The following is a 23113-nucleotide window of genomic DNA, read 5'->3' as shown; positions in this document are numbered from 1 at the left end:
GGCTGCGCCCATGCATGCGACGCCCACCAGAGCACTGGCGCCGCTGGACGACGCCGATATGGCCTCACTCAGATGGATCAACAGGCACCGGCGTCGGCCTGGCCTGCTTTCCGCTCGGTGCGTGCTGTCGTTCAACTCCATCAGGGACTCATGGAGTCGCCCCACCAGAAGGTTGCGACGTAGGCCCGTCCAAGTGCCTCTCCACCTCGTCCGCCCCTGATATTTACCTGTCGACAGCGGATTTCGATGGGCCGTCCGCAAGGGCACCCAAGGGTTGCCTGCATGACCACAGCCCGATTTCCACCACCTCGACACACGGTGAACCGGCGAAGGGCGGTCACCCCCGACAGTCCTTAGCCCGCCGGCAGTTGGTTCCAGGTGCGTCCCGAGGTGACCACTAGGGCGCGTATCGAGTCGTGATCAGTCTGCGGGATTCGCCTTCGTGGCGGGGTCTGGACCGGTAGACCTTCTTGTGTGACGCGAGTGCAACTGACGGACCAGATGGGGAGTTCATCGAAGCCGTACCCGCCGATCGGCGAGTACGGGCCGTACCCCGAGCGGCTCCGGCAGCAGTTCGAGGGTGTGATCTGGCGGTTCAAGACCGGCGGGCAGTGGCGGGAGATGCCGCAGGAGTTCGGCGCTTGGTCGACCGTGCACAACCGCTTCCGGCAGTGGCGTGACGCCGGCGTCTTCGAGGCCCTGCTGGAGGGCATGATCGCGGAAGCGGCAAAGCGGGGTGAGGTGGACCTGTCCCTGGTCAGTATCGACTCCACCACCGCGCGGGCACACCACGATGCCTCCGGGATGCACTTGGGCGAGGACGTCATCACTGCGCTGGAGAAGGCTGCCGCCGAGGAGGAGAAGGCCAGGTCAAAGGGGGCAGCCTCGAAGAACATAGCGGGCAGGACGTCAAAGCAGATCCCGAGCGGGAGGAGCGACGACGCATCCCGCGTCGGCGCAGAGTCCGCCTGAAGGCCGCTCTCCTCGGACGCTCCAGGGGTGGGCAGACCAGCAAGGTCCATCTGGCCGCCGACCGCAAGTGCCGCCCGCTGGCGTTCGTGCTGACCGCGGGCCAAGCCGCGGACAGCCCACAGGTCATCCCGGTGCTCAAGAAGTTACGGGTCCGCGGCCCCATCGGCCGCCCCCGCACCCGGCCCGACGCGGTCACCGGGGACAAGGCCTACTCGTCCCGCGGCAACCGGGCCCACCTGCGCAGACGCGGCATCAAGGCAGTGATTCCGGAGAAGAAGGACCAGGCCGCCAACCGGAAGAAGAAAGGCACCCGGGGCGGCCGGCCCGTAAGCCACGAGGCCGATCTCTACAAGGAGCGGAACACCGTTGAGCGCCTGATCAACAAGCTGAAGGCCTGGCGGGGCATCCCTACTCGATACGGCAAGACGCCCGAAAGCCACCTCGCCGGCCTCCACCTCCGCGCCTCGATGATCTGGATCAACGACCTCCTGAAGCCGACAGGTTGATCACGACCTCACACAGGCCCTTGTGCGCACCGAGGGACAGAGCAATGCCCGTGCAACCTCAGGGAGTTGAGGGACCGCACAACAGACCCCCGCAACGCAACCCGAACCCGACCCGGAGTCGGCCCGGAGTCGGCCCGAACTCAGGCAGTCCCGGGTATCACAAGCCCCGACTCGTACGCCACGATCACCAGCTGTGCCCGGTCCCGCGCCCCCAACTTGCCCATGATCCGGCTGACATGGGTCTTGGCGGTCAGCGGGCTGAGTCCCAACGCGTCGGCGATCTCGGAGTTGTTGAGACCGCGCGCGACCAGCGCGAGCACCTGCCGTTCCCGTTCGGACAGCCCGCTCGGCCCGCCCACTGCGGATGTCGTCGCGGTGTTCGGCGCGCGCAGAAAGCGGGCGATCAGCCGCGAGGTGGGACCGGGCGAGAGGAGGGACTCCCCCGCGGCCACCGTCCGGATGGCGTCGAGGAGTTCGGCCGGCCTGATGTCCTTCACAAGGAAGCCGGACGCCCCGGCCCGCAGTGCCTCGACGATGTGCTCGTCGGTCTCGTACGTCGTCAGGACGAGCACCTTCACCCCCGCGAGATCCTCGTCGGCGGCGATGAGCCGGGTCGCCTCGATCCCGTCGAGGTCGGGCATGCGGATGTCCATCACGATGAGATCGGCCCGCGCCGACCGGGCCAGCGCCACGGCCTCCCGCCCGGTGCCCGCCTCGGCGACGACCTCCATGTCCCCGGCCGACGAAACGAGCATCGCGAAGGAGGCCCGTACGAGGTTCTGGTCGTCGGCCAGCAGTACGCGGATGGTCATCGAACCTCGTCCTCCCGGGACAGCGGCAGTGTGGCGGTCACCTCGAAGCCCCCAGCGGGCCCCGGACCGGCGTCCAGTGTCCCGCCCACGCTACGGGCCCGCTCCCGCATTCCGACGAGCCCGAACCCCGGCCTGCCGTCGGACGGGCCCACCCCGCCGCCCGAGCCGGCGTTCCCGCCCGTCCCGTCGTCCCTGACACTCACCCGCAGTGCGCCGTCCGCGGTCCACAGACCCACCCGCACGGTGAGGTCCTCGCGACCACCGTGACGTACGGCGTTGGTGAGCGCCTCCTGCACGATCCGGTACGCGGCGGCGCCTACGGAGGGCGGGATGCCGTCCGCGCGGACGGACAGTTCGACCTTGGCCCCGGCCACCCGGCCGGTCTCCGCGAGACCGGCCAGTCCGTCGATCCCGGGCAGCGGCCCCCGCATGTCCTCGGCCCCGGAAACAGAACCGGACACGGAACCGGCCCCCGCTCCCAGATCCGCGCCCACTCCCACGACCGTGTCATGCGCCCGCAGCACCTCCAGCGTCGTACGCAGTTCCCCCCGGGCGGTCCGGCAGGTCCCCGCGATGTCGTCCAGTGCCTGGGCGACGGCCTTGCGGTCGAGGCGATCGGGGTCGGCGGTGAGGACGTGGGCCGCCACGGACGTCTGCACGCCAATGAGCGTGATGCTGTGGGCGAGCAGGTCGTGCAGGTCACGGGCGATCCGCAGCCGTTCCTCGGCGACGCGGCGCCTGGCCTCCTCCTCCCGGGTGCGTTCGGCCCGTTCGGCCCGCTCGACGATGGAGGCGACGTACCAGCGGTAGTAGCGGACGTCGATACCGATGAACAAGACCGCGATGATCCAGCCGGAGATCTCCAGGGACTCCGGCGCCCCCTTCGGGTTGGTGAGGCCGTTGATGATCACTGTCGGGCCGAGGACGGCGACACCGGTGAGCAGCGTGCGCCGTACGGCGCCGGTCGCCGCGACGGTGTAGAGCGCCAGGATGGTCGCGGGGATGGGCGGGGCGGGGTTGTAGTCGAGGGCCTGGTACGGAGCCACGCAGGCCACCACCCCGAGCAGGGCCACCACCGGACGGCGGCGCCGCCATACGAGGGGCACATGCCCGGCGAGCAGCAGCGTCCAGCCGAGATGGTCGGGCCGGATCCCTTCGCCGCCCATCAGGGCGATGGCTACGGCGAGCACGGCGACGCCCAGCGCGAGGACCGCGTCGTTGCGGGTGCGGTGCGGCGCGGTCAGCGGTTCGCGGTTGATGGCGGACATGATGCGCTCGACGCGACGGGACCGCCCGCCGCCACCGGCCGCCGTCTCCGCCGCCGCCCGGTCGCGTACTCCTGTGGTCGTTCCCCGTTCTTCCACGGCTCCATCTTCCGGTACTCGTGCGGGAACCCGGGCGCCCTCCGGAAGGAGAGGCACCCGGGCGGGCCCGCCGGATCAAGGTGCTCGATCGGCGTGCTGGATCAGAGCGTTCGATCAGAGTGCTCGATCGAGGCGTTCGATCAGCGTGCTCAGGGTGCGCCGACGGTTTCCGCCTGCTGCGGCGGCTCGGTCGGTCCGGCCGGTCCGGTCCGTTCGGCCGGGTCGGGCTCCCGTGAGAGCACGCCCGGCCACCACACCTTCCGGCGCAGGGCGACGCTGGCGCTGGTCACCAGGTACGTCCGTACGAGGAAGGTGTCGAGCAGGACGCCGACGGCGATCACGAAGCCGAGCTGGACCAGCTGCACCAGGCCCATGTTCGTCAGCACGGCGAAGGTCGCGGCGAGGACCAGTCCGGCGGAGGCGATGACGCCGCCGGTGGTGCGCAGCGCGGTGAGTGCCGCCGCGGTCGGTTCTGCTCCCGCCAGGGACTCCTCCCTCATCCGATGCATGAGGAAGATGCCGTAATCGACGCCGAGGGCGACCAGGAACACGAAGGACAGCAGTCCGAGCCCCGGATCGGTGCCCTTGAGGCCGAGGAGCGGTTCGAAGACCAGTCCGCCGATCCCGAGGGAGGCGCCCCACACCGCGACGACCGCGACCACCAGGAGCAGCGGTGCGACCAGACTCCGCAGCAGCCCGATCAGGATGAGCATCACGGAGACGAGGACGAGCGGTACAACGATCTTCGTGTCCCGGGCGTTGGTGACCTCCAGGTCGATCTGCTGGGCGCTGTCCCCGCCGACGTAGGAGCCCTTCAGTTCGGCCCGCAGGGACTTGATGGTGGCGGTCTCCCCCGCCGACTGGGGTGCGCTCTTCGCGAAGACGGAGATCTCGGTCCAGCCGTCTCCCGTACGCCCCTTCTCCGCGCTGCCGACGCCCGGTGTGCCACGGACGGTCGCGAGGGTCTCGTCGGCGCGCCCCTGCGGGGTGATCACGTCGATGGGCTGGCTGCCCTGCCCGGGATAGGACTTGGCAAGGGTCTCCATCGCGACGACGGCCTCCGGCTTGTTGACGAAGGAGTCCTCCTGCTTGAGCGGTCCCGGCAGGTTGAGCGAGCCCAGGGCGAGGGCGCCGAGCAGTACGGCACCGCTCGCGAGTACGGTCAGCGGCCTGCGTCCGGCAGAGCTGCCCATCGCCGAGAACAGGCTCCGCCGCTGCTTGGGCGTGCTCCCGAAGACGGGCACGAGCGGCCAGAACACACGCCGTCCGACCACTACGAGGATGGCGGGGAGCAGGGTCATCATCGCGATCAGCGCGCACAGCACACCGACGGTGCCGAGCGGGCCCATGCCCCGGCTGCTGTTGAGGTCGGCGGCGAGCAGGCACAGCAGTCCGGCGGCGACGGTGCCTGAGGAGGCGAGCACGGCGGGCCCGCAGCCGCGCAGGGCGGCGACCATGGCCTCGTACGGTCGCTCGAAGCGCCGCAGCTCCTCCCGGTAGCGCGAGACGAGCAGCAGCGCGTAGTCCGTGCCCGCCCCGAACACGAGGATCGTCATCACACCCGAACTCTGCCCCGAGACGGTCGTGCCGAAGGCCTGGTTGAGGCCGTAGGCGACACCCATGGACATGTAGTCGGCGATCCCGGCGACGACGAGGGGCACGAGCCACAGCACGGGGCTGCGGTAGATCAGGATCAGCAGTACGGCGACGACGGCGACGGTGGTGTAGAGCAGCGGTCCGCCGAGCGAGTCGTAGACCGCGCCGGAGTCGGTGGCCAGCGCGCCGGTGCCGCCCACGTCGACGCTCAACCCGCCTTCGCCCTGGGCGACTTCGCGGACGTCGTTGACGAGCTTGTCCCGCTGCTCCTCGTTCGCCCCGGGCTCATTGCTGGCGACCGGGTACATCAGGGTCGTGCCGTCCTTGGACGGAATCCCCTTGGGTGCACCGCCGATCAGCTCGTGCTGCCGCGTGATCTCCGCGACCTGCCCGGCCGCGGTCTTCCGGTCGGCGGCGCTGAGCCCGCCGTCCCGGTGGTAGACGAGCACCATCTCGGTGGTCTCGCCCCCGGGCAACTTGTCCTCGATCTTCGCCGCTTGCGTCGAGTCCGCGCTCGCCGGCAGGTAGTCGGTGACCTTGTCGTGCTGCACGTCGGCGAGCTTCGCCGCGAACGGCCCGACGAGCGCGATCACGGCAATCCACAGCCCGAGCACCGCCCATGGAACGGCTCGCCTGCGTCCCGTCCTCGTCGTGGTTGTCTCTGCGGCCCTCATTGACCGATCTCCCTCCGGGTGACGTCTGCTTCGGTCCCCAGACTTCCGGTGAGAACCACGGCTTTCGTCGGGCGGGAGGGCGAGGTGACGCGTACTGCCGGGGGCGACGGCGGGTGCGGATTACTCCCTGGGGAGTAGTCGGCGGACGGCGCGCCGCCCCGGAAGGGGCGCGGGGAACCGCGCGACCAGCCCTCACCGACCCGCAGCAGAAATCAATCCCCCGCCGGGAGGGCGCGAGGGGCCCGGGCCCACCCGGGGCTCACGACGGCGTCCGCGCCGCCGTGAGCAATCGCGTCACATCATCCGCACAGATCGTCAGCGCAGCGCCCACCGTAGCGAGGGTCTCCCGTGCGGCAGGCGTGTACGGCCCGTCGGCGAGAGAGATACGGGCGCCCTGGAGGAGGATGGCCTCCCGGCCGGCGGGGGCCAGGTGGAGCTCCATCGCCAGCCCGGGCGCCCGCAGGGTTCGCCGAAGATCCGGCCGGTGTCGGCCGCGAGCGCCTCGACGAGGGCCTCCAGATGCTCCTCGGTGCAGTCCGTCGAACCCGGCCGAGCGGACGGCGCTCGCGGCGGTCTCCAGGGACGTACGGGCGCAGGTGCCGCCGGCCGCCAGGACGGCGAGGGCGACGGTGTGGACGGCGTCCCGGAGCATCGCCGAGAAGCGGGTCGTGGCGGGGTGATCGAGGGCGTCCGCGCGCTGTTGGTCCACGGCCTGGCCGTACGAGCCCTGCGCGCGGCCGGAGTCACCGATATCGGTATCGCCAACTCGCACGGGCCGACCTGGCCCGCGTCCGAGGAGCCGGAGGACCTGGAGGCGGCAGGCCACCCTGCTTGCGAGCCCCGGCCGCATGCTGATGGGCGCGGCACACGGTTGAGTCGACGCTCAGATCCCCGTGATCAAACCCTTCGCGTCGGCCAGGGACTGGAGCCGGGTAAGGATCCGCTGCCAGGTGCCGTCCCGCTGCCATCGGCGGAACAGGTCGTAGATCCGGCCCCACGGACCGTACTCGACGGGTACGTCCCGCCACGGCACACCGGTCCGGACCCGGAACCGGATGCCGTCGATCAGCAGCCGCCGCGACCAGACGAGCGGCCGCCCGCCTTCGCCCCCGTCGGCGACAACGGCTCCAACACCGCCTACTGCTCATCCGTGAGATCTCCCCGCCCCATGAACTGTGATCATTCACAGCTCAAGATCCACTTTCGATGCACGGCCTCAGGAGTGCTCCGCTGCCGAGGTGTGCCGGCAGCGCACGGCGAGGGCGGCGATGTCGTCGTCGACGCTTTCCCCGTAGCGGAGCAGATCCTTGTGCAGCTGGTCCAGCAGTTCACGGGGCGGCGTCTCGCGGTGACCGCGCATCCAGTCGGGCAGCGGGAAGAACGTACCGCCTCGGTCACGGGTCTCTGTCACACCGTCGGTGTAGAGCAACATGTGGTCGCCCGGGGCGAAGGTCACGGTGTCCACGTGGTAGTGGTCTCCGAGGAGCGCCGCGAGATTGAGGGGAGTGGAAGGCCGGGTGGGCTCAAGAACGCGGACTCGGCCACTCTGCACAAGCACCGGCGGCGGGTGCCCGCAGTTGAGGACCTTGATGTGCCCGCTGCCGTAGGGGATCTCGGCGATCACAGCGGTGGCGAAGTGCTCAGGCTGATCTTCGGCCGGGATCGCGGCGCTGTAGCGGGTCATGGTGATCTGCAGACGATGGATCAGGCCCGTCAGGTCGGGCTGGTCGTAGGCGTTCTCCCGAAAACAGTTGGTCACTGCCGCGGCCGCCCCCACTGCCGACAGGCCCTTGCCGCGTACGTCGCCGATGAGCAGGCGCACCCCGTACCGGGTGTCGGCCGCCTCGTAGAAATCCCCTCCGATGCGTGCTTGCTCTTGGGCCGCCTGGTAAAGCGACTCGATCTCGACGTCCTGGATACGGTGCGGCAGCGGACGCATCAGCACCTGTTGGGCTGCGTCGGCGACGAGCCGGACCTGGAAGAGCGTCTCCTCGCGCTGGAGCCGCAGATGGCTCGCATACGCGGCCGCGAGCGTGACCGCGGCGATTGCGGCTGCCGTGTACGGGGTTCCCAGATCCGAGTACATGAAGCTGATGCCGATCATGACCGCGAAGCAGAAGACCCCCAGCAGAATCGTCGGCAGCACGGGCCACAGCGCGGCTGCGAGGGCGGGTGCGGCGGGCAGGAGACGGCTGAAGGCGATCTCTCGGGGGGTGGCGGCGGCCAGGGAGGCGATGACGACGGTGACGAGCACCGGTGACAGAAGTACGGCTCGGCCTTGACCGCCGTGGGGACGGTGGCGGTGCCAGAGCCGTAGTGACGTGATCACATTCCAGATCTTATCCGGATAAAACCGGTGAGGAGCGAGTCTGCCACTCAGGATCACGGTTCGCCGGCCCGGCCCGGCCGCGCCGCCGACGGCTCCTGTCGAGCCCCGGGTTCTCGCGGCGATGGAGTGCGAGGACAGCCACGGCCGCCAGTGGGCGCATCGCCGCACCACGCCCCATGGCCGCGAAGCACCGCCCCGGACGGGGCGCGGCACCGTGGCCGCGGGGCGGCCTGAGGGAGAGGCCCGACTCTGGGCAGGAGGGGAGGGGCTGATCCTTCGCGCGAACGTGGTTGCCGCGGCCGTGCGCCAGGCTCTCGCGGAGGCGGCGCTCGAAGGGGCTCGGGACTGAACGCGTCGCGGTATCGATGGAATTCGGCGCCGCCGCCGGGAAGGCGAACGGGCCGCCTCGGATCCCACGGACCCTGGCGAGTCGGCCATCCGACAGTACCTTTCTCGCCTCTGTCCGATCTTTCGCCTGGTGCCTGCGCAGCCGGCGCCTGGTCCGGGACTACGAGCGGCGCACCGACACCAGCGAAGCCGTCACTCTGTGGTCGACGACCATCCTCATGAGCCGCCGCCTGGCCGCCCGGCGCGAGGGTTCCGCGCTGATGCGGGCAGCGTGCATCTGCCCGGCCTCTTCTCCACCAGCCGGCCTCGTTCCGCCAAGCGCTTCAGCCGTGCTCTGGCTCCTTCGACGCGGGAGGCGGACGCACTGTCCCGGCCCAGCACCGCCGCTGCCCGACGGGCACTCCGTCGGGGGCTGCACGGGCCGGGCCGTCCGGGATCAGGCGGACCGGCGGTGATGGATCGGCCTGTCGGAACCGGTGAGCGGCAGTCCCGTCCCGCCCCGGCGGGCGGCGACGATCTCCGCCGTGATCGACAAGGCGGTCTCCTCCGGGGTGCGCCCTCCGAGGTCCAGGCCGATCGGCGACCTCAGCCGCGCGAGCTCGTCCTCCTGCAGGCCGATGTCGCGCAGTCGCCGGTGCCGGTCGGCGTGGGTGCGACGGGAGCCCATGGCGCCGACGAACGACACCGGCAGCCTCAGCGCGACCTCCAGCAGCGGGACGTCGAACTTGGCGTCGTGGGTGAGGACGCACACCACGGTGCGTCCGTCCGTCCTGGTGCCCCGCAGATAGCGGTGCGGCCAGTCCACGACGACCTCGTCGGCCTCGGGGAATCGCTCCGTGGTGGTGAAGACGGGCCGGGCGTCGCACACGGTCACGTGATAGCCGAGGAACTTTCCGGCCCGCACGAGTGCCGCCGCGAAGTCGACGGCCCCGAAGACGATCATCCGGGGCGGTGGCACGCTCGGCTCGACGAGCAGGGTGAGTCCGCCGGGGCAGTGCGATCCGTCCTGCGACAGCTCGACCGTGCCGGTGCGGCCGGTGTCGAGCGCGGCCAGGGCCTGCGCCGTGGCGGCGCCGTCGAGGTCCTCGTGCCCGCCGAGTGCGCCCTCCCGGGAGCCGTCGGCGTGCACGAGCAGCGCGGCGCCGAGCAGCACGGAGGGACCGCGGACGACCCTGACGAGCGCCACGGGCTCGCCTCGTGCGGCACTGTCGAGGGCGGAACGCAGCAGCGCGGCGACCGGGCCGTCCGCCGTGACGGGGGTGACCAGGACGTCGAGGACGCCGCCGCACGTGAGTCCCACCGCGAAGGCGTCCTCATCGCTGTAGCCGAAGCGTTCGAGGACGCTGTCGCCGCTCTCCAGCGCCTGCGTGCACAGGTCGTAGACCGAAGCCTCTACGCAGCCGCCCGACACCGACCCGACGACGGTTCCCCGTCCGTCGACGGCCAGGGCGGCGCCCGGACCGCGCGGCGCGCTGCCGTCGACGGACACGACGGTCGCGACGGCGGCGGTGCGGCCCTCGGCCAGCCAGTCGCCCAGCTGCGGTGCGAGGTCAAGCATCCCGGCCGCCCGTCAGGACCCGGTCGGGGCGGATGGGCAGGCTGCGGTGGCGTACGCCGGTGGCGTGCCACACGGCGTTGGCGACGGCGGCGGCCGCGCCGACGATGCCGATCTCGCCGATGCCCTTGATGCCCACCGGGTCGTCGGGGTCGTCGTCCGCCACCCAGTGCGCCTCCACGCGCGGGACGTCGGCGTGGGTCGCGACGTGGTAGCCCGCGAGATCCGCTCCGACCGGTCCGCCGGAGGCGGCGTCGCGCGCGGCCTCCTCGTGCAGCGCCATGGAGATGCCCCAGATCATGCCGCCGGTGAACTGGCCCCGTGCCGTGAGGGGATTGACGATGCGTCCCGCAGCGAACACGCCGAGCATGCGCCGCACCCGCACTTCGCCGGTGGCGGTGTCCACGGCGACCTCGGCGAACTGCGCGCCGAAGGAGTGCCGTTCCTTCTGAGCGAGTGAGGCGATCGCCTCGGTGGTGTCGGAGCGCACGGTGACGCCCTCGGCCGGGATCGGCGCGCCCGGCACGAGCCGGTCGCGCAGTTCGGCCGCAGCGGCCATGACGGCCCAGGACCACGACCGGGTGCCCATGGAACCGCCCGCGATCATCGCGGGCCCGAACGCGCTGTCGCCGAGGAGCACGCGGACGCGTTGCGGTGGCACGTCCAGGGCGTCGGCGGCGACCAGCGCGAGGGCGGTCCGCGCGCCGGTGCCGATGTCCGCCGCCGCGATCCGCACGGTGAAGCGGCCGTCCGCCTCGGCGGTGATCGAGGCCGTGGAGGGGGCGGCGCCTGCGCCGAAGGAGGCCGCCGCGGTGCCGGTGCCCAGCAGCCAGCGCCCCTCGCGCCGGACCCCGGGCCGTGGGTCGCGCCGTTGCCAGCCGAAGCGGCGAGCGCCTTCCTCGAAGCAGGCGCGCAGGTTGCGGCCGGCGAAGGGGAGGCCGGAGACCGGGCCACGGTCCGGTTCGTTGCGCAGGCGGAGTTCGATCGGGTCGACGCCGCACGCGTGGGCGAGTTCGTCGAGCGCGGCCTCCAGCGCGAAGGAGCCCGGCGCCTCGCCCGGGGCACGCATCCAGGTGGGGCTCGGGACGTCGAGCGGTACGACCTGGTTCTCCGTGCGGTGCGCGTCGGCGTCGTACATCACCCGGGCCACGCCGGCGCTCGGTTCGACGAACTCGTACACGGTGGAGGTGCGGCTGAGCGAGCGGTGGTCCAGGGCGCGCAGCCGTCCGTCGGCGTCCGCCCCGAGCCTGACCCGCTGGATCGTGGGGCTGCGGTGTCCGGCGAGCGTGAACATCTGTCGGCGGGTCAGGGTGACGCGCACCGGGCGTCCGGTCATCCTGGACGCCATCACCGCGGCCACTTGGTGGGCGCGCACGCCCTTGCTGCCGAAGCCGCCGCCGACGTGCTCCGAACGCACACGCACCGACGCGGGATCGAGGGAGAAGAGGTTCGCGAGTTCTCCGACGACCCAGGTGGCACCCTGGTTGGAGTCGACCACCTCGAGCCGGTCGGCCTCCCAGCGGGCGGTGGCCGCATGGGGCTCCATGGGGTGATGGTGCTCTTCCGGAGTGGTGTACGTGGCCTCCACGACGACGGCGGAGGCGGCGAGTTCGGCGTCCAGGTCGCCCTTGTCCGTCACGGCGGGCATGTGGCCGTCGGACGGGTGGGCGTCGGGGTGGTCGCCGGTGAACCCGATGTCGTGCGGAACCTGTTCGTAGTGGACGACCAGCAACTCGGCCGCCTCACGGGCCTGTTCGGACGTCTCGGCGACCACCAGCGCCACCGGCCAACCCAGGTGGGGCACCCGGTCGCTCTGGAAGACCGCGCACGTCGGGTCCGGGACCGTGCCCAGCAGCCCGATGTAGTCGGTCTTCAGGGGAGTGGCGTTGCGGTGGTCCACGACGGTCAGGACGCCCGGCATCGCGAGGACGGCGTCCGCCTCGATGTCGCGGATCCGGCCGCGCGCCACGGTGGACAGCACCAGCCAGCCGTGGGCGAGCCCGGCGAAGGGGACCTCGCCCGCGTACCGGGCCGCGCCGGTGACCTTGTCCCGCCCCTCCAGGCGGACATGACCGGTGCCGACGGCGCGGACAGCGGCGAGCGGCGCCTCCGTCACCGTCATCGGGCGGCCTCCTCGGCGAGTTCGCTCAGGACTGCCACGGTCAGGTTGCGCATCAGGGTCACCTTGAATCCGTTGTGCGACAGGGGCCGGGCAGCGGCCAGTTCGGCGTCCGCCGCGGCTGCGAACGACTCCGCGACGGCGCGCGCCCCGAGGAGGGTGCGCTCGGCTGCGCGAGCCCGCCAGGGACGGGAGGCCACCGCGCCGAACGCCAGGCGCACGTCGTGCACGACGCCGTCGCGGACGTGCAGTGCGGCGGCGACCGAGCCGACGGCGAACGCGTAGGAGGCGCGCTCACGTACCTTGCGGTAGCGGGAGTTGGCGGCGACCGGAGCGGGCGGCAGGGTGACTGCGGTGATCAGCGCGCCCGCCGGCAGGGCCGTCTCCCGGTGCGGGGTGTCGGAGACCGGGAGGTAGAACCAGCCGAGGGGCAGTTCGCCCGGCCCCTGGGCGGTCTCGTAGTGCACCACGCCGTCGAGGGCCGCCAACGCGACGGCCATGTCGGAGGGGTGCACGGCCACGCAGTGGGCGGAGGCGCCGAGGACGGCGTGGTTGCGGTTCTCGCCTCTGATGGCAGGACAGCCGCTGCCGGGCTCGCGCTTGTTGCAGGGGCCGGTGGCGTCGGCGAAGTAGGCGCAGCGGGTGCGCTGGAGCAGATTGCCGCCGACGGTGGCCATGTTGCGCAGCTGGCCCGAGGCGCCGGCGAGCACCGCCTGGGCGAGAGCAGGGTAGCGGGTGCGGACCAGGGGGTGGGCCGCGAGGTCGCTGTTGGTGACGGTGGCGCCGATCCGTATGCCGCCGTCCTCGGTCGCCTCCACGCGGTCCAGCGCCAGAGCGCGCACGTCGACGAGGTGTCCGGGGCGTTCGACGCCGGTCTTCATCAGGTCGACCAGATTGGTGCCGCCGGCGAGGTAGCGCGCCTCGGGGTCGGCGTCGAGCAGTGCGACGGCGCCCGCGACGTCGGGGGCCTTCCGGTAGCCGAACTCCTTCATGCCGCAGTCTCCTTCGGCTCCGGTCCGACGCCCGGGCGCGACGGGGGCGCGGCTTCGGCGGCCCTGGTGACGGCCTCGACGATCGAGGTGTAGGCGGCGCAACGGCACAGGTTGCCGCTCATGCGCTCACGGATCTCCTGCGCGGTCAGGGGAGGTGGTCCGGCCGTGGGCCGGACGTCGGCGGTGGCGGCGCTCGGCCAGCCGGCGGCGTGCTCCGCGAGCACGCCGATCGCCGAACAGATCTGTCCCGGTGTGCAGTAGCCGCACTGGTAGCCGTCGAGGTCGAGGAACGCCTGCTGCACGGGGTGCAGGCGGTCGCCGTCCGCCACGCCCTCGATGGTGGTGATCTCGCGTTCTTCGGCCGCGACGGCGAGCTGGAGACAGGCCAGGGTTCTGCGGCCGTCGACCAGAACGGTGCAGGCACCGCACTGTCCCTGGTCGCAGCCCTTCTTGGTGCCGGTGAGGTCGAGCCGTTCGCGCAGTGCGTCGAGCAGGGTGGTGCGGTGGTCGACGGGCAGCGTGTGCCGCTCGCCGTTGATGTTCAAGGTGATGACGCTGGACGTCGGTAAGGCCATGAGAGCTTCTTTCGCGCTTCCTGGAAACCTGGGCGGCGGTCGCCGGTGCCTGGCGACCGCCGGGGTGCGTCGGTCGTGGAGGGGCGGAACGGGGGCGTGGGACGGCGTTGACGGTGAACGCGCACGCCCGCGCACTCCTGCGCGGTCCGGCCGGGCTATGGTGAACCCAACCGGACAATCGTCCGCTACCGGCAAACGTAACGGACAGTTGTCCACTTAGCAAGGGTGGGGTTCCCGCGCACCCCGAGGAGAGTCGAGTGCAGCACAACAAGGACGCGCCCCTGCGCTCGGACGCACAACGCAACCGTGAGCGCATCCTCGAGGTCGCCCTGGTCGAACTGACCCTGTGCCCTGACGCACCGCTCAGCGCGATCGCGAGGAAGGCGGGCGTCGGGCAGGGCACCTTCTACCGCAACTTCCCCAACCGGGAGGCCCTCGTCCTGGAGATCTACCGCCACGAGATGAGCCAGGTCGCTGCCAGCGCGGCCCAGTTGCTCGAACAACTGCCGCCCGACCGGGCCCTGCGCGCCTGGATGGACCGGCTGGCCGAGTTCGCCATGACCAAGGCCGGTCTCGCCGACGCGATCCGCCTCGCCACCAGCGCGCCGGGCAGCCCCGCGAAGCCCGCGCACACCCCCGTCACCGACGCGGCCGAGCTCCTGCTGCGCGCCAACGAAGCGGCGGGCACCATCCGGCCGGGCATGACGTCCGACGATCTGATCCTCGCCATGGGAGGCCTGTGGCAGATGGCGCCCACGGAGGACTGGCGCCCGCGTGCCGCCCGCCTCTTCGACCTCCTCATGGACGGGCTGCGCACCGGGGCGCCCGGAGCGGGTGGCCCGGCAGCGTCGACCTGACCCACTGCCCGGCTCGTGCCCCCGGCCCGTGCCCAACAGCGTTCCCCTATCGTCGCCGCTTTCGCCCACACCCGACTCGAGGCGGCATCGGGATCGGCATCTGCGCCTCGCCCTCGCCCATCGGGGGGCCGTGAGGTCAGGGACAGCCAGATTCCCGCGCCGCCGAACGCCTGCAGCGCAACAGGCTCACTCGCCTGGCGGCGACCGACCCGCCGTCACCAGATACCGTCACCCAGAGAAGGGCTCGCATGATGAACTCGTTGGTACGCCCCGCATACGGACCCACTCCAGTCGACCACCGCGCCGCAATCGCGGTGGAGACCGGCCGACTCGTCGCAGCGCTCAAGGATGCCGACCTGACGACCCCCGTGCCGAGCTGCCCCGGCTGGACACTGGCCGACCTGGTCAAGCACACCGGCAGTGTCCAGCGTTGGTTCTCGAGTCTTCTGCACGCGCGCATCCAGGAGCCCCCGCGCAAGCGGGAGGTGGACCTGCGGCTCCCGGAGCGGCAGGAGGAGTACGCCGACTGGCTGACCGACAGTGCGAATGTGGCCGCCCAGGCCTTCGCGGCCACCGACCCGGACCTGCCCATGTGGGCATGGGGCGTCGATCAGCACGCCCGCTTCTGGGCACGCCGGATGCTCTTCGAGACCCTGATGCATCGCGTCGACTCCGACCTGGCCCTGGGGCGCCACCCCAGCATCGACCGCCCGCTGGCGGTCGACGGGATCGACGAGTTCCTCGTCAATCTGCCCTTCGCCACCTCCTTCGCGCCCGACGTCGCCAAGCTGCGCGGTCCCGACGTGACCATCCGCTTCCACGCGACCGACGGTGAGGGAAACTGGCTTGTCCGCCTGCGGCCCGACGGCTTCGGGCTCGACGCGAACCCCGATGCCGCCGAAACCGCCGACGCGACCGTTCATGGGCGGGCGGACGATCTGCTGCTGCTCGTCTACGGCCGGCTGCGCCACGATGCGGCGGTCTTCACCCTCGACGGAGAGAAGGACTTGCTGACGCACTGGTTCGCCAACTCCGCGTTCTAGCTCTGGGCGACGTCGTGATCAGCCGGCTGCTTGAGGGAGATCTCCGGCGCACGGAGAACTGGTTGCAGGGCAGTAGTCGACGGAGCTGCTCTCCGGTAGCGTACCGACCAGGCGGTATGGCTGACGGTGTCCCATGCGCCGTCATGTGCTCGATGAACACCCACGTTTCATCCGCCACAGGACGGAGAGCCGCTCATGACGCAGAACACGGAACGCGACAGCCTCGCCCTCGCGCGCAAGACCTGGAGAACTCTCGAGCCTTACCACGGGGCCGTCTACTTCTCGCCCGAAGCCGCAAGCCAGTACGGCGAGTTGGGCGTGGACGCCAGGACGGGGTACTTCGCGTCCCGCTCTGCCGCGCTCGGCGCCGCCCCGGCGGATCTGATCATCGCCACGTTCTACAACTTCAATCCCCAACTGGTGCGCCGGGCCGTTCCCGCGGCGTGGGAGGTCGCTACGCCACAGCGGTTCACCGCTGCCCGGCTCACAGGGATCGATGCCACCCTCCGCCGCGTCCTGGGCGCGGAGATCTCCTCACCGGCGATGGCCCGCGCCGCGGAACTGGCCCGTAATGCGGCGAAAGTGACTGTAAGTCAGCCCCAGGGGCGGCCCCTTTTCGCCGCGCACGCCGCACTGCCGTGGCCCAGCGCGCCCCACCTCGTGCTCTGGCACGCGCAGACTCTCCTCAGGGAGTTCCGTGGCGACGGTCACGTGGGGGCACTGCTGACCGCCGGACTGAGCGGGATCGAAGCTCTCGTCACGCACGCCGCCGCAGGCGACGTCGACGCAGAGGTGCTGCGCAGCTCGCGGGGATGGACGCCGGAGGAATGGGAGCAGGCCGTGCAGGACCTGCGTGAGCGTGGATGGCTCGAGGACGGACCGCACCTGGCCCTGACCGAGGACGGTACGCGGCGCAGGGCGGAGATCGAGCACACCACCGACACACTGGCCGCCCTCCCTTACATCACCCTCGGTCCTACCGCCTGTGCTGAACTTCGATCGCTGGTACGGCCGTTCAGTCTTGCGGTGGCCGAAGAGCTCCTGCCGTGGGCAGTCGGCCGCCTCAGCGAAGAGGACGCATGACAGAGAGGGGGCCGAGGCCGGGAATGCTCGATGGTGGTCCATCTCCATGGCTTCGTTCACATGCACGGGGTCGGGTTCACAGAGGCGATCCGAGGCAACCCTGAGCATCTTCGAGGGCTCGCCAGTGGCGTTCTGCGTGGACATGGTCCACCTGGAACCGGGCGGTGTGGTCGCCCATCGCCTTGAGCGCGGCGTCAGGCCAGCGCGGCGGGCCGGTTGCGGCGGTGGCCGTGACCGCCTCGCCGCGGGTGAACTACGAATCTGAGCCGGCGGTCGTCACGGTGACCCGCCCGCTGCACCCCTGAGCTTGCTCTTTATGGTCGCCGGTGGCTGACCGCGACACTTCGCGGGGTTGAGTGTGCATGGCTGCCCCAGTTGCTGCGCCTGCCTGGCTTTGTGCTTCAGCGTCCGCCGTTGTGGGTCCTACCGGTCGGTCACATGGTTCGAAGGCGGCATCCCGGCCCTCGCTGGTAGCGGAGGTGGGTGCGCACGCTCGTACTGGTCGTGCCAAGCAGCGACCGTGAAAAACAGTGCAACGGCTGCCACGAGCAGTTGGACCGCTCCTGCGAACGGATGTGCCGAGTACAGGAAGGTAACGGCGATCACGAGCACGCCCAATGTGAACCCACCGAGCCAAAGGATCGGAACCCAGTCCATCGGGGGTGCCGCGGTTTGCTCGTCCACACGGCCCCATCCACGGATGACCGACGTCAGCCCCAGCAGAAAGGCGACCGGGATTTCGATGAGCAGCACAATCAGGCTTATGCAGCCACCCGTTAACCCGTCGCCTCGTGAGTCTGAAGGCTTTACAGGGTGGCAATCGTTCCCCGGCAAGCGCGGTATACGCGAACTCGGCTTGAAGGGCATGGTCACACCCTCGTACGTCACGCCGTGCACTGCATCACGGTTCACCAGGTCGAGACCGAGTCGTGGCCCAAGCTGAGCACCCCGCCGGGCCTCCCTGCCCTCGAACTGCAAGCTGCATCACGATGCCGACCGGGAGCCGTTCGCGATGGCGTCACGCTTCAGGGAAGACTTCTTCGACTGCCTGACCGCGCGCGGGAACACGTTGTCCGAGCTGACCGATGCACTGTTGTGTGCGGACGGGCCGGTGACCACGCCGGTGGACCTCACACTGACGGCAGAACACCGGCGTGGGCCCTGAGCGCGTCTTCTAACCTCCGAGGCTGTCGCGCTCGATGATGCTCTCGGGGCGTCTGGTCGTTTTTCCGACGTCATAGTGGGTCGTGGGACGGCGCTTCCTCGAACCAAGTGCCCTTCCTCGTCCGGGTGTTGAGGGCTTCGGTGCACGGGCTGGACAGTGCAGGTGCGGGCGGAGGTTCCGAAACCCTCGGCGGACTCGGGCCGGGGTGAGCCGTGCGGGCTCGGCCGGCTTCTCCCAGGGGCTGCGGAGGTCCGCTGCGGCTTCGCGGGTGAGCCGGAGCTGGGTGTGGGCGGCGATGATCAGCCACGTCCAGCGGTCTCAGGCCTCGTGGGTGCGGAGTTTCGGGCGGGTCCAACCGAGGGTCTGTTTCATCAGCCGGAAGGTGTGCTCGATGTCGAACCTGCGCAGGAATGCCTGCCAGCGACTGTCGACGTCCTCGCCGGTCAGGGCGCTGGCCGACGACCACAGCCAGGGGGGCAGCGGGTCTCCGCCGCCGGGCAGGCGGTCGACCTGGAGTCGGATCAACGTGCCTTCGGTGATGGGGAGTTCGCTGGAGTGGTCGATCCACGCGGAGCGGGGGGTCAGCCTCGGGTGGATGCGGTCCCAGGCCATTGCGCGGGCGGTGCCGTACCGGTCAGTGACCTGCACCGTCGCCGCGTCCGGGTCGCCCCAGGTCTCCGGCTTGGCGAAGCGGAACTCCTTGTCGTGCCTCGGCGGTCGCCCGCCCTGGGGGTAGGCCAGGGCGTACTCCTTGAGCGAGGGCGTCGGCCGTCGCATGACGCGGTCGGAGCGCATCCGTCCCAGGACCTCGACCGGGAGGCCGTCGAGGAGGTGGGCCATGCGCGGGGCGTCATAGCCGGCGTCCAAGACAATGAGGATGTCGCGGTCACCCGCGTGGCGGCGGCCCATCTCGATCAGATCGACGACCACTCGGCGGACCTGGGCGGCGGTGACCTCGGCGACGTCGTCGTCCGCATGCGGGACGGTGTGCACCCCAGTCCGCGTGCCCCTCTTCACGTCTGGTGTGGCGCGCGGGCATGGGGTGCACACCGGGGAGTCACGCGGACTCTTCCTTTGGCAGCGCGCGGCTGCTGATCGCCTCGGTGACGGCGTAGGCGGTCTCGACGAAGGACTCCGCCTGCTGCTCCGACAGATTCCGCGCGGTGGTCTCCTCCAGGGCCTGCCACAGGGCTGCGATGGGCTCGCGCATCGCCCGGCCCTTGTCGGTGAGGTGGACCACCATGACGCGTCGGTCATGTGCGGCCGGCTCGCGGATGACCAGGCCGGCGTCCTGCATGCGGCGTAGCGCCTTGGAGATGGTGGAGTGGTCCACGCCGAGGCATTCGAGCAGCTCGGACTGGGACTGGCCGTCCCGGTCAAGAAGGTGCATCAGCAGCAGCTCCTGTCCGGGATGCAGGTCCATCTCGCGCAGCAGGGTGGCGGCGTAGGCACGGTGGGCGCGGGCGAGTTGGAAGATCGCGTAGCTCATCGGTCCTGCGCCGGCCGTCGTGGGGATGCGGGGTTCGGGGGTGGGCATGGTTCGCTTCCTCAGCCGGTGTGGGCGGGGTAGTCGGTGTAGCCGGCCGCTCCGCCGCCGTAGAAGGTCGCCGGGTCGGGGGTGTTCAGCGGCGCGCCGGCGCGGAGCCTCTCGACCAGGTCCGGGTTGGCGAGCGCGAGGGCGCCGACGGACACAAGGTCGGCCGTGCCGTGGTCGATGTCCTGGGCGCGGGCGGGCAGGTCGGTCCCGCCCCGGTTGAGGATCAGCGTGGTCGGCCACAGCGCGCGCAGGGTGGCCAGCAGCTCCTCGTCGCCGGTGTGCATCACGTGGAGGTAGGCCAGGTTCAGGGGGCGCAGGGCGTCCAGGAGCGCCGGATACAGCTCGGCGGTGTCGGATTCGGCGATGTCGTTGTAGGTGTTCGCGGGGGAGATACGGATACCGGTGCGCTCGGCGCCGATCTCTTCGGCCACCGCGGCGGCGACCTCGACGGCGAAGCGGATGCGGCCCTCGATCGAGCCGCCGTAGCCGTCGGTGCGCTGATTGGTGTTGTCGGACAGGAACTGGTGCACCAGGTAGCCGTTGGCGCCGTGGATCTCCACGCCGTCGGCGCCTGCCGCGACGGCGGCCGCTGCGGCGCGCCGGAAGTCCTCGACGGTCGCCGCGACCTCCTGCGTCGACAGAGCACGAGGTATCGGCATCTCCTGGGGCCCGGACGCGGTGAACATCACGCCCTGTGGGCGGATCGCCGAGGGGGCGACCGGCTGGCGCCCGTGGGGGGTGTTGTCGGGGTGGGCGATGCGTCCGGTGTGCATCAGCTGGATGACGATCCGGCCGTCGGCCGCGTGCACGGCGTCGGTGACCTTGCGCCACCCGGAGATCTGCTCGTCATTGTGGATGCCGGGAGTCAGGAGGTAGCCCTGGCCGTCGGGGGAGGGCTGGGTTCCCTCGGTGATGACGAGCGCGTGCGAGGCCCTCTGGGCGTAGTACTCGGCGTTCAGCTCGGTCGGTACGCCTTCAGGCGTGGAGCGGTCACGGGTCATGGGGGCCATGACCAGGCGGTGCGGCAGAGACATGCCGCCAAGAGTGGTCGGCGTCCACAGGGGATCCAGCATGAGGGGTCCTTCGATAGGGCGGTGACCGGCCGGTCACCGAAATGGCAGCGGGTGGTCGTGCCGAGGCGGTGGGAGGGCGTACTCAGCCGACGGTCAGGACGAGCTTGCCCCGCACGTGCCCGGCGTCGCTGACCTGCTGGGCCGTGGCCGCCTGGTCGAGCGGGTAGGCGGTGACGGTGGTGACGAGCTTGCCGGCCGCGGCGTCCTGGGCCAGGGCGGCCAAGCGGGCGGTCGAACGTTCCTGGGACCCCGCGGAGAAGGTGATGCCCAGCTGGCGTGCACCGAAGTCGGCGATGGTGACGATGCGCTCGGTACCGCCCCTCAGGGCGATGGAGTCCTCCAGGGCTCCCTTCCCGGCCAGATCGAACACCGCGTCCACGCCGTCAGGGGCCAGCGCCTGCACCCGCTCGACCAGACCGTCGCCGTACACGGTCGCGGTGGCGCCGAGCGAGGTGAGGTAGTCCTGGTTGGAGGAGCCCGCGGTGGCAATCACGCGTGCTCCGCGGGCCGTGGCGAGCTGGACTGCCAGGGTGCCGACGGCTCCGGATGCGCCGTGCATCAGCACGGTCTCCCCGGCGGCCACCCCCAGCAGATTCAGGACCCGCTCGGCCGTCTCGCCGGCGACCGGCAGTGCGACCGCGTGCTGCCAGTCGAGGCCGGCGGGCTTATGGGCCACGGTGGCGGCGAGCGCGTACTGGGCGTACGAGCCGGTGTCCGACCAGCCCAGCACCTCATCGCCGACCTGCACGTCGCTCACGCCCTCGCCCAGGGCGTCCACCACGCCGGCCAGCTCGCCACCGGGGACAGCGGGGAAGGTCGTCGGGCGGACGGCCTCCATCATCCCGGCGCGAATCTTGCCGTCCAGTGCGTTCAGCCCGGCGGCCTTCACGCGGACCCGGACTTGACCGGGGCCGGGCTGCGGCACCTCGATGTCCGCCTCGTGCAGCACGTCCGGGCCGCCGAACTGGTCGAAAACGATTGCTTTCACGATGACTCCATTCCCTTCGGCCACCAAAAGCGTGGCTGGCCACATAATGAACGTAGCACCAATCGTGTGGCTAGCCAAGTATTCGCGGACGCGGGGGCGGAGGCAGCCGCCTCGAGGACTCCGAGGAGACCACCCCCCGGCCATCCGCAGCATCGACCGGTCGGTGGGGTTCCTGGACCTGGTCACCGCCTGCCACTCGTTCGTCGCGGCGGCCGGCGGGGTCGTCCCTGGCATGCGCGACCGCCAGCTCGGCGACGACGAACGCACCATCGTCCACGAGAACGTCGCCCGCCCCCGCGCGACGCTGGACTGGATCGAGACGGCCGTCGACCCCGGGAAGGTCGACGTCGACGACGAACTGGCCCGCCTCCTGCGAAGCGAGTAGGCGATGCCGCGTGCTTCCGAGCGCAGATCGGCTGCCTCCCAGCGACACGCCGACACCGTCCGGTTCGTACTCTTCGAGGCACGGCCGGCCGGTCTGGCCTTCAACCGGCTGGTCGGACCCGGTGAGCTGTCGCCCAGTCAGGCCCGCGCGGGCCTGGCCTGCGTGCGGGACATCATCGCCGAACGCGGCCGGCCACCCCTGATCTGGACCAGGAAGGACGGTTACAAGACCTGCTCGGACCCGTCCGAACTCCAGGCATACGAGGTCGCGATCATCCGGGAGAAGCTCACCGAGACCCGCCGGTTCATCACCGGAGTCGTCGCCCCGCGCACGGCCCTCCAACCCAAGGGCCGGTGGATCAAACACCTGAACACCCGGCTCAGTTCGGTGGAGTCCACGCTCGACGTGATCGCCGCCGACATCGACGCCTGACCGGCGGGGTCGCCCGGAACGGCGGGCGGCCCCGCCAGCGTCCTTCAGGGGGGATCCGTTGGCACGGCACCGCTGCTATCCCTCCGACACCTGGGACGACGAGTGGGCCCTGATCGAACCGCTGCTGCCGCCGCCGTCCTGCGAAAGCCGGACCGGGGGCCGCCCGGAGAAACACCCCCGCCGCGAGATCGTCAACGCGATCCGCTACGTCGTCGACACAGGATGCAAGTGGCGGGCTCTACCTGCGGATTTCCGCCCCGGCGCGCCTGCTGTGGCTCCATGGCGTGCTGGGCCGCCTCCGGCTACGCCGGACTGCTCGTGACCTGGGCGAAGAAGCACCTGAACCTGACGCTCAAGACCGCCAGCCGGCCGCCGAACACACCAGGATTCGTCATCCTGCCCCGCCGCTGGGTGGTCGAGCGCTCGCTGGCCTGGATCATGCACGCCCGCCGCCATGCCCGCGACTGTGAACGGCTGATCCAGCACTCGGAGTCGCTGATCACTTGGGCCGCGATCACGCTCATGGCCAGGCGCATCACCCGCAGGCAGTCCCGCCGGCCGGGTCAACCGACATCCCGCGAGAACGACAAGGACTGACTGTTGCCCGGACCGCCGCCACCCTGCTCCAGCTGCGTTGCCCGTTCCTTCACCCTCCCACGGCGAAGCCTGTCTCAGTCGTCGCCGGAAGGGAGCATCGTCCACAACTAT

At 70.7% G+C, this 23113-nt stretch carries 16 protein-coding genes and 8 pseudogenes; 8 read left to right on the top strand and 16 right to left on the bottom strand.

The features are described from left to right. Nucleotides 1–474: 474 nt before the first annotated feature. A pseudogene (locus tag ACZ7DE_RS36795) lies at nt 475–1478 on the top strand (IS5 family transposase). A 140-nt stretch (nt 1479–1618) separates the two neighbouring features. On the opposite strand, the gene ACZ7DE_RS36790 reads toward ACZ7DE_RS36795, so the two are convergent. From ACZ7DE_RS36790 to ACZ7DE_RS36745, 10 genes and pseudogenes are all read right to left on the bottom strand, one after another. Continuing rightward, nucleotides 1619–2290 (bottom strand): response regulator transcription factor, encoded by a 672-nt coding sequence (locus ACZ7DE_RS36790; protein ID WP_356762974.1) that lies wholly within the window; start codon nt 2288–2290, stop codon nt 1619–1621. Beyond that, the gene (locus ACZ7DE_RS36785; protein WP_470768742.1) at nt 2287–3654 is read right to left on the bottom strand and encodes a sensor histidine kinase; all 1368 of its coding nucleotides are present in this window, start codon (nt 3652–3654) and stop codon (nt 2287–2289) included. The genes ACZ7DE_RS36790 and ACZ7DE_RS36785 overlap by 4 nt, the downstream gene beginning before the upstream one ends. A gap of 149 nt (nt 3655–3803) precedes the next feature. Further along, the gene (locus tag ACZ7DE_RS36780) at nt 3804–5924 is read right to left on the bottom strand and encodes an MMPL family transporter (RefSeq protein WP_470768741.1); all 2121 of its coding nucleotides are present in this window, start codon (nt 5922–5924) and stop codon (nt 3804–3806) included. 259 nt (nt 5925–6183) lie between these two features. After that, nucleotides 6184–6615: pseudogene (locus tag ACZ7DE_RS36775) on the bottom strand (TerB family tellurite resistance protein); the annotation flags it as partial. A 115-nt stretch (nt 6616–6730) separates the two neighbouring features. Then, a pseudogene (locus ACZ7DE_RS36770) lies at nt 6731–7058 on the bottom strand (transposase); the annotation flags it as partial. 82 nt (nt 7059–7140) lie between these two features. Beyond that, entirely contained in the window at nt 7141–8178 is a 1038-nt protein-coding gene (locus ACZ7DE_RS36765; protein WP_470768740.1) for a PP2C family protein-serine/threonine phosphatase, read from the bottom strand. A gap of 859 nt (nt 8179–9037) precedes the next feature. Further along, nucleotides 9038–10159: an XdhC family protein gene (locus ACZ7DE_RS36760; RefSeq protein WP_470768739.1), complete on the bottom strand. Its 1122-nt coding sequence runs from the start codon at nt 10157–10159 to the stop codon at nt 9038–9040. Beyond that, the gene (locus ACZ7DE_RS36755; RefSeq protein WP_470768738.1) at nt 10152–12278 is read right to left on the bottom strand and encodes a xanthine dehydrogenase family protein molybdopterin-binding subunit; all 2127 of its coding nucleotides are present in this window, start codon (nt 12276–12278) and stop codon (nt 10152–10154) included. Before ACZ7DE_RS36755 ends, ACZ7DE_RS36760 begins: the two co-directional genes overlap by 8 nt. Continuing rightward, on the bottom strand, nt 12275–13267 hold the full coding sequence (locus tag ACZ7DE_RS36750; RefSeq protein WP_470768737.1) for an FAD binding domain-containing protein: 993 nt from the start codon (nt 13265–13267) through the stop codon (nt 12275–12277). Before ACZ7DE_RS36750 ends, ACZ7DE_RS36755 begins: the two co-directional genes overlap by 4 nt. Next, on the bottom strand, nt 13264–13842 hold the full coding sequence (locus ACZ7DE_RS36745) for a (2Fe-2S)-binding protein (RefSeq protein ID WP_470768736.1): 579 nt from the start codon (nt 13840–13842) through the stop codon (nt 13264–13266). The genes ACZ7DE_RS36750 and ACZ7DE_RS36745 overlap by 4 nt, the downstream gene beginning before the upstream one ends. A gap of 257 nt (nt 13843–14099) precedes the next feature. Between ACZ7DE_RS36745 and ACZ7DE_RS36740 the strand changes: the two genes are divergently transcribed. From ACZ7DE_RS36740 to ACZ7DE_RS36730, 3 genes are all read left to right on the top strand, one after another. Beyond that, nucleotides 14100–14699, top strand: coding sequence for a TetR/AcrR family transcriptional regulator (locus ACZ7DE_RS36740; protein ID WP_470768735.1), 600 nt, complete (start codon nt 14100–14102; stop codon nt 14697–14699). A gap of 248 nt (nt 14700–14947) precedes the next feature. Further along, complete coding sequence (locus ACZ7DE_RS36735) at nt 14948–15742, top strand: maleylpyruvate isomerase family mycothiol-dependent enzyme (RefSeq protein ID WP_470768734.1); 795 nt, start codon at nt 14948–14950, stop codon at nt 15740–15742. 195 nt (nt 15743–15937) lie between these two features. Further along, on the top strand, nt 15938–16825 hold the full coding sequence (locus ACZ7DE_RS36730; RefSeq protein WP_470768733.1) for an SCO6745 family protein: 888 nt from the start codon (nt 15938–15940) through the stop codon (nt 16823–16825). Nucleotides 16826–16901: 76 nt separating this feature from the next. On the opposite strand, the pseudogene ACZ7DE_RS36725 reads toward ACZ7DE_RS36730, so the two are convergent. Together ACZ7DE_RS36725 and ACZ7DE_RS36720 are read right to left on the bottom strand one after the other, a co-directional pair. Beyond that, nucleotides 16902–17066 (bottom strand): annotated as a pseudogene (locus ACZ7DE_RS36725) (hypothetical protein); the annotation flags it as partial. Between the two features lie 182 nt (nt 17067–17248). After that, on the bottom strand, nt 17249–17578 hold the full coding sequence (locus ACZ7DE_RS36720) for a DUF6234 family protein (RefSeq protein WP_470768732.1): 330 nt from the start codon (nt 17576–17578) through the stop codon (nt 17249–17251). Between the two features lie 259 nt (nt 17579–17837). Here ACZ7DE_RS36720 and ACZ7DE_RS36715 point away from each other — a divergent pair. Continuing rightward, nucleotides 17838–17984 (top strand): annotated as a pseudogene (locus ACZ7DE_RS36715) (NF041680 family putative transposase); the annotation flags it as partial. A 15-nt stretch (nt 17985–17999) separates the two neighbouring features. On the opposite strand, the pseudogene ACZ7DE_RS36710 reads toward ACZ7DE_RS36715, so the two are convergent. The 4 genes and pseudogenes from ACZ7DE_RS36710 to ACZ7DE_RS36695 all read right to left on the bottom strand — a co-directional run. Continuing rightward, nucleotides 18000–18962: pseudogene (locus tag ACZ7DE_RS36710) on the bottom strand (transposase); the annotation flags it as partial. A gap of 85 nt (nt 18963–19047) precedes the next feature. Beyond that, the gene (locus ACZ7DE_RS36705; RefSeq protein ID WP_470768731.1) at nt 19048–19527 is read right to left on the bottom strand and encodes a MarR family winged helix-turn-helix transcriptional regulator; all 480 of its coding nucleotides are present in this window, start codon (nt 19525–19527) and stop codon (nt 19048–19050) included. Nucleotides 19528–19538: 11 nt separating this feature from the next. After that, entirely contained in the window at nt 19539–20600 is a 1062-nt protein-coding gene (locus tag ACZ7DE_RS36700) for an alkene reductase (protein ID WP_470768730.1), read from the bottom strand. A gap of 82 nt (nt 20601–20682) precedes the next feature. After that, entirely contained in the window at nt 20683–21588 is a 906-nt protein-coding gene (locus ACZ7DE_RS36695; RefSeq protein ID WP_470768729.1) for an NADP-dependent oxidoreductase, read from the bottom strand. 136 nt (nt 21589–21724) lie between these two features. On the opposite strand from ACZ7DE_RS36695, the pseudogene ACZ7DE_RS36690 reads away from it, so the two are divergent. From ACZ7DE_RS36690 to ACZ7DE_RS36680, 3 genes and pseudogenes are all read left to right on the top strand, one after another. After that, a pseudogene (locus ACZ7DE_RS36690) lies at nt 21725–21973 on the top strand (DUF6192 family protein); the annotation flags it as partial. A gap of 3 nt (nt 21974–21976) precedes the next feature. Then, nucleotides 21977–22405 (top strand): RacP protein, encoded by a 429-nt coding sequence (locus ACZ7DE_RS36685; protein WP_470768728.1) that lies wholly within the window; start codon nt 21977–21979, stop codon nt 22403–22405. 58 nt (nt 22406–22463) lie between these two features. After that, nucleotides 22464–22948, top strand: a pseudogene (locus ACZ7DE_RS36680) (transposase); the annotation flags it as partial. Nucleotides 22949–23113 lie beyond the last annotated feature (165 nt).

Source organism: Streptomyces sp. NPDC037083 (assembly GCF_055606485.1).
The sequence above is the reverse complement of the archived record's forward strand: the minus strand, read 5'-3'. Positions and strand labels throughout refer to the sequence as shown.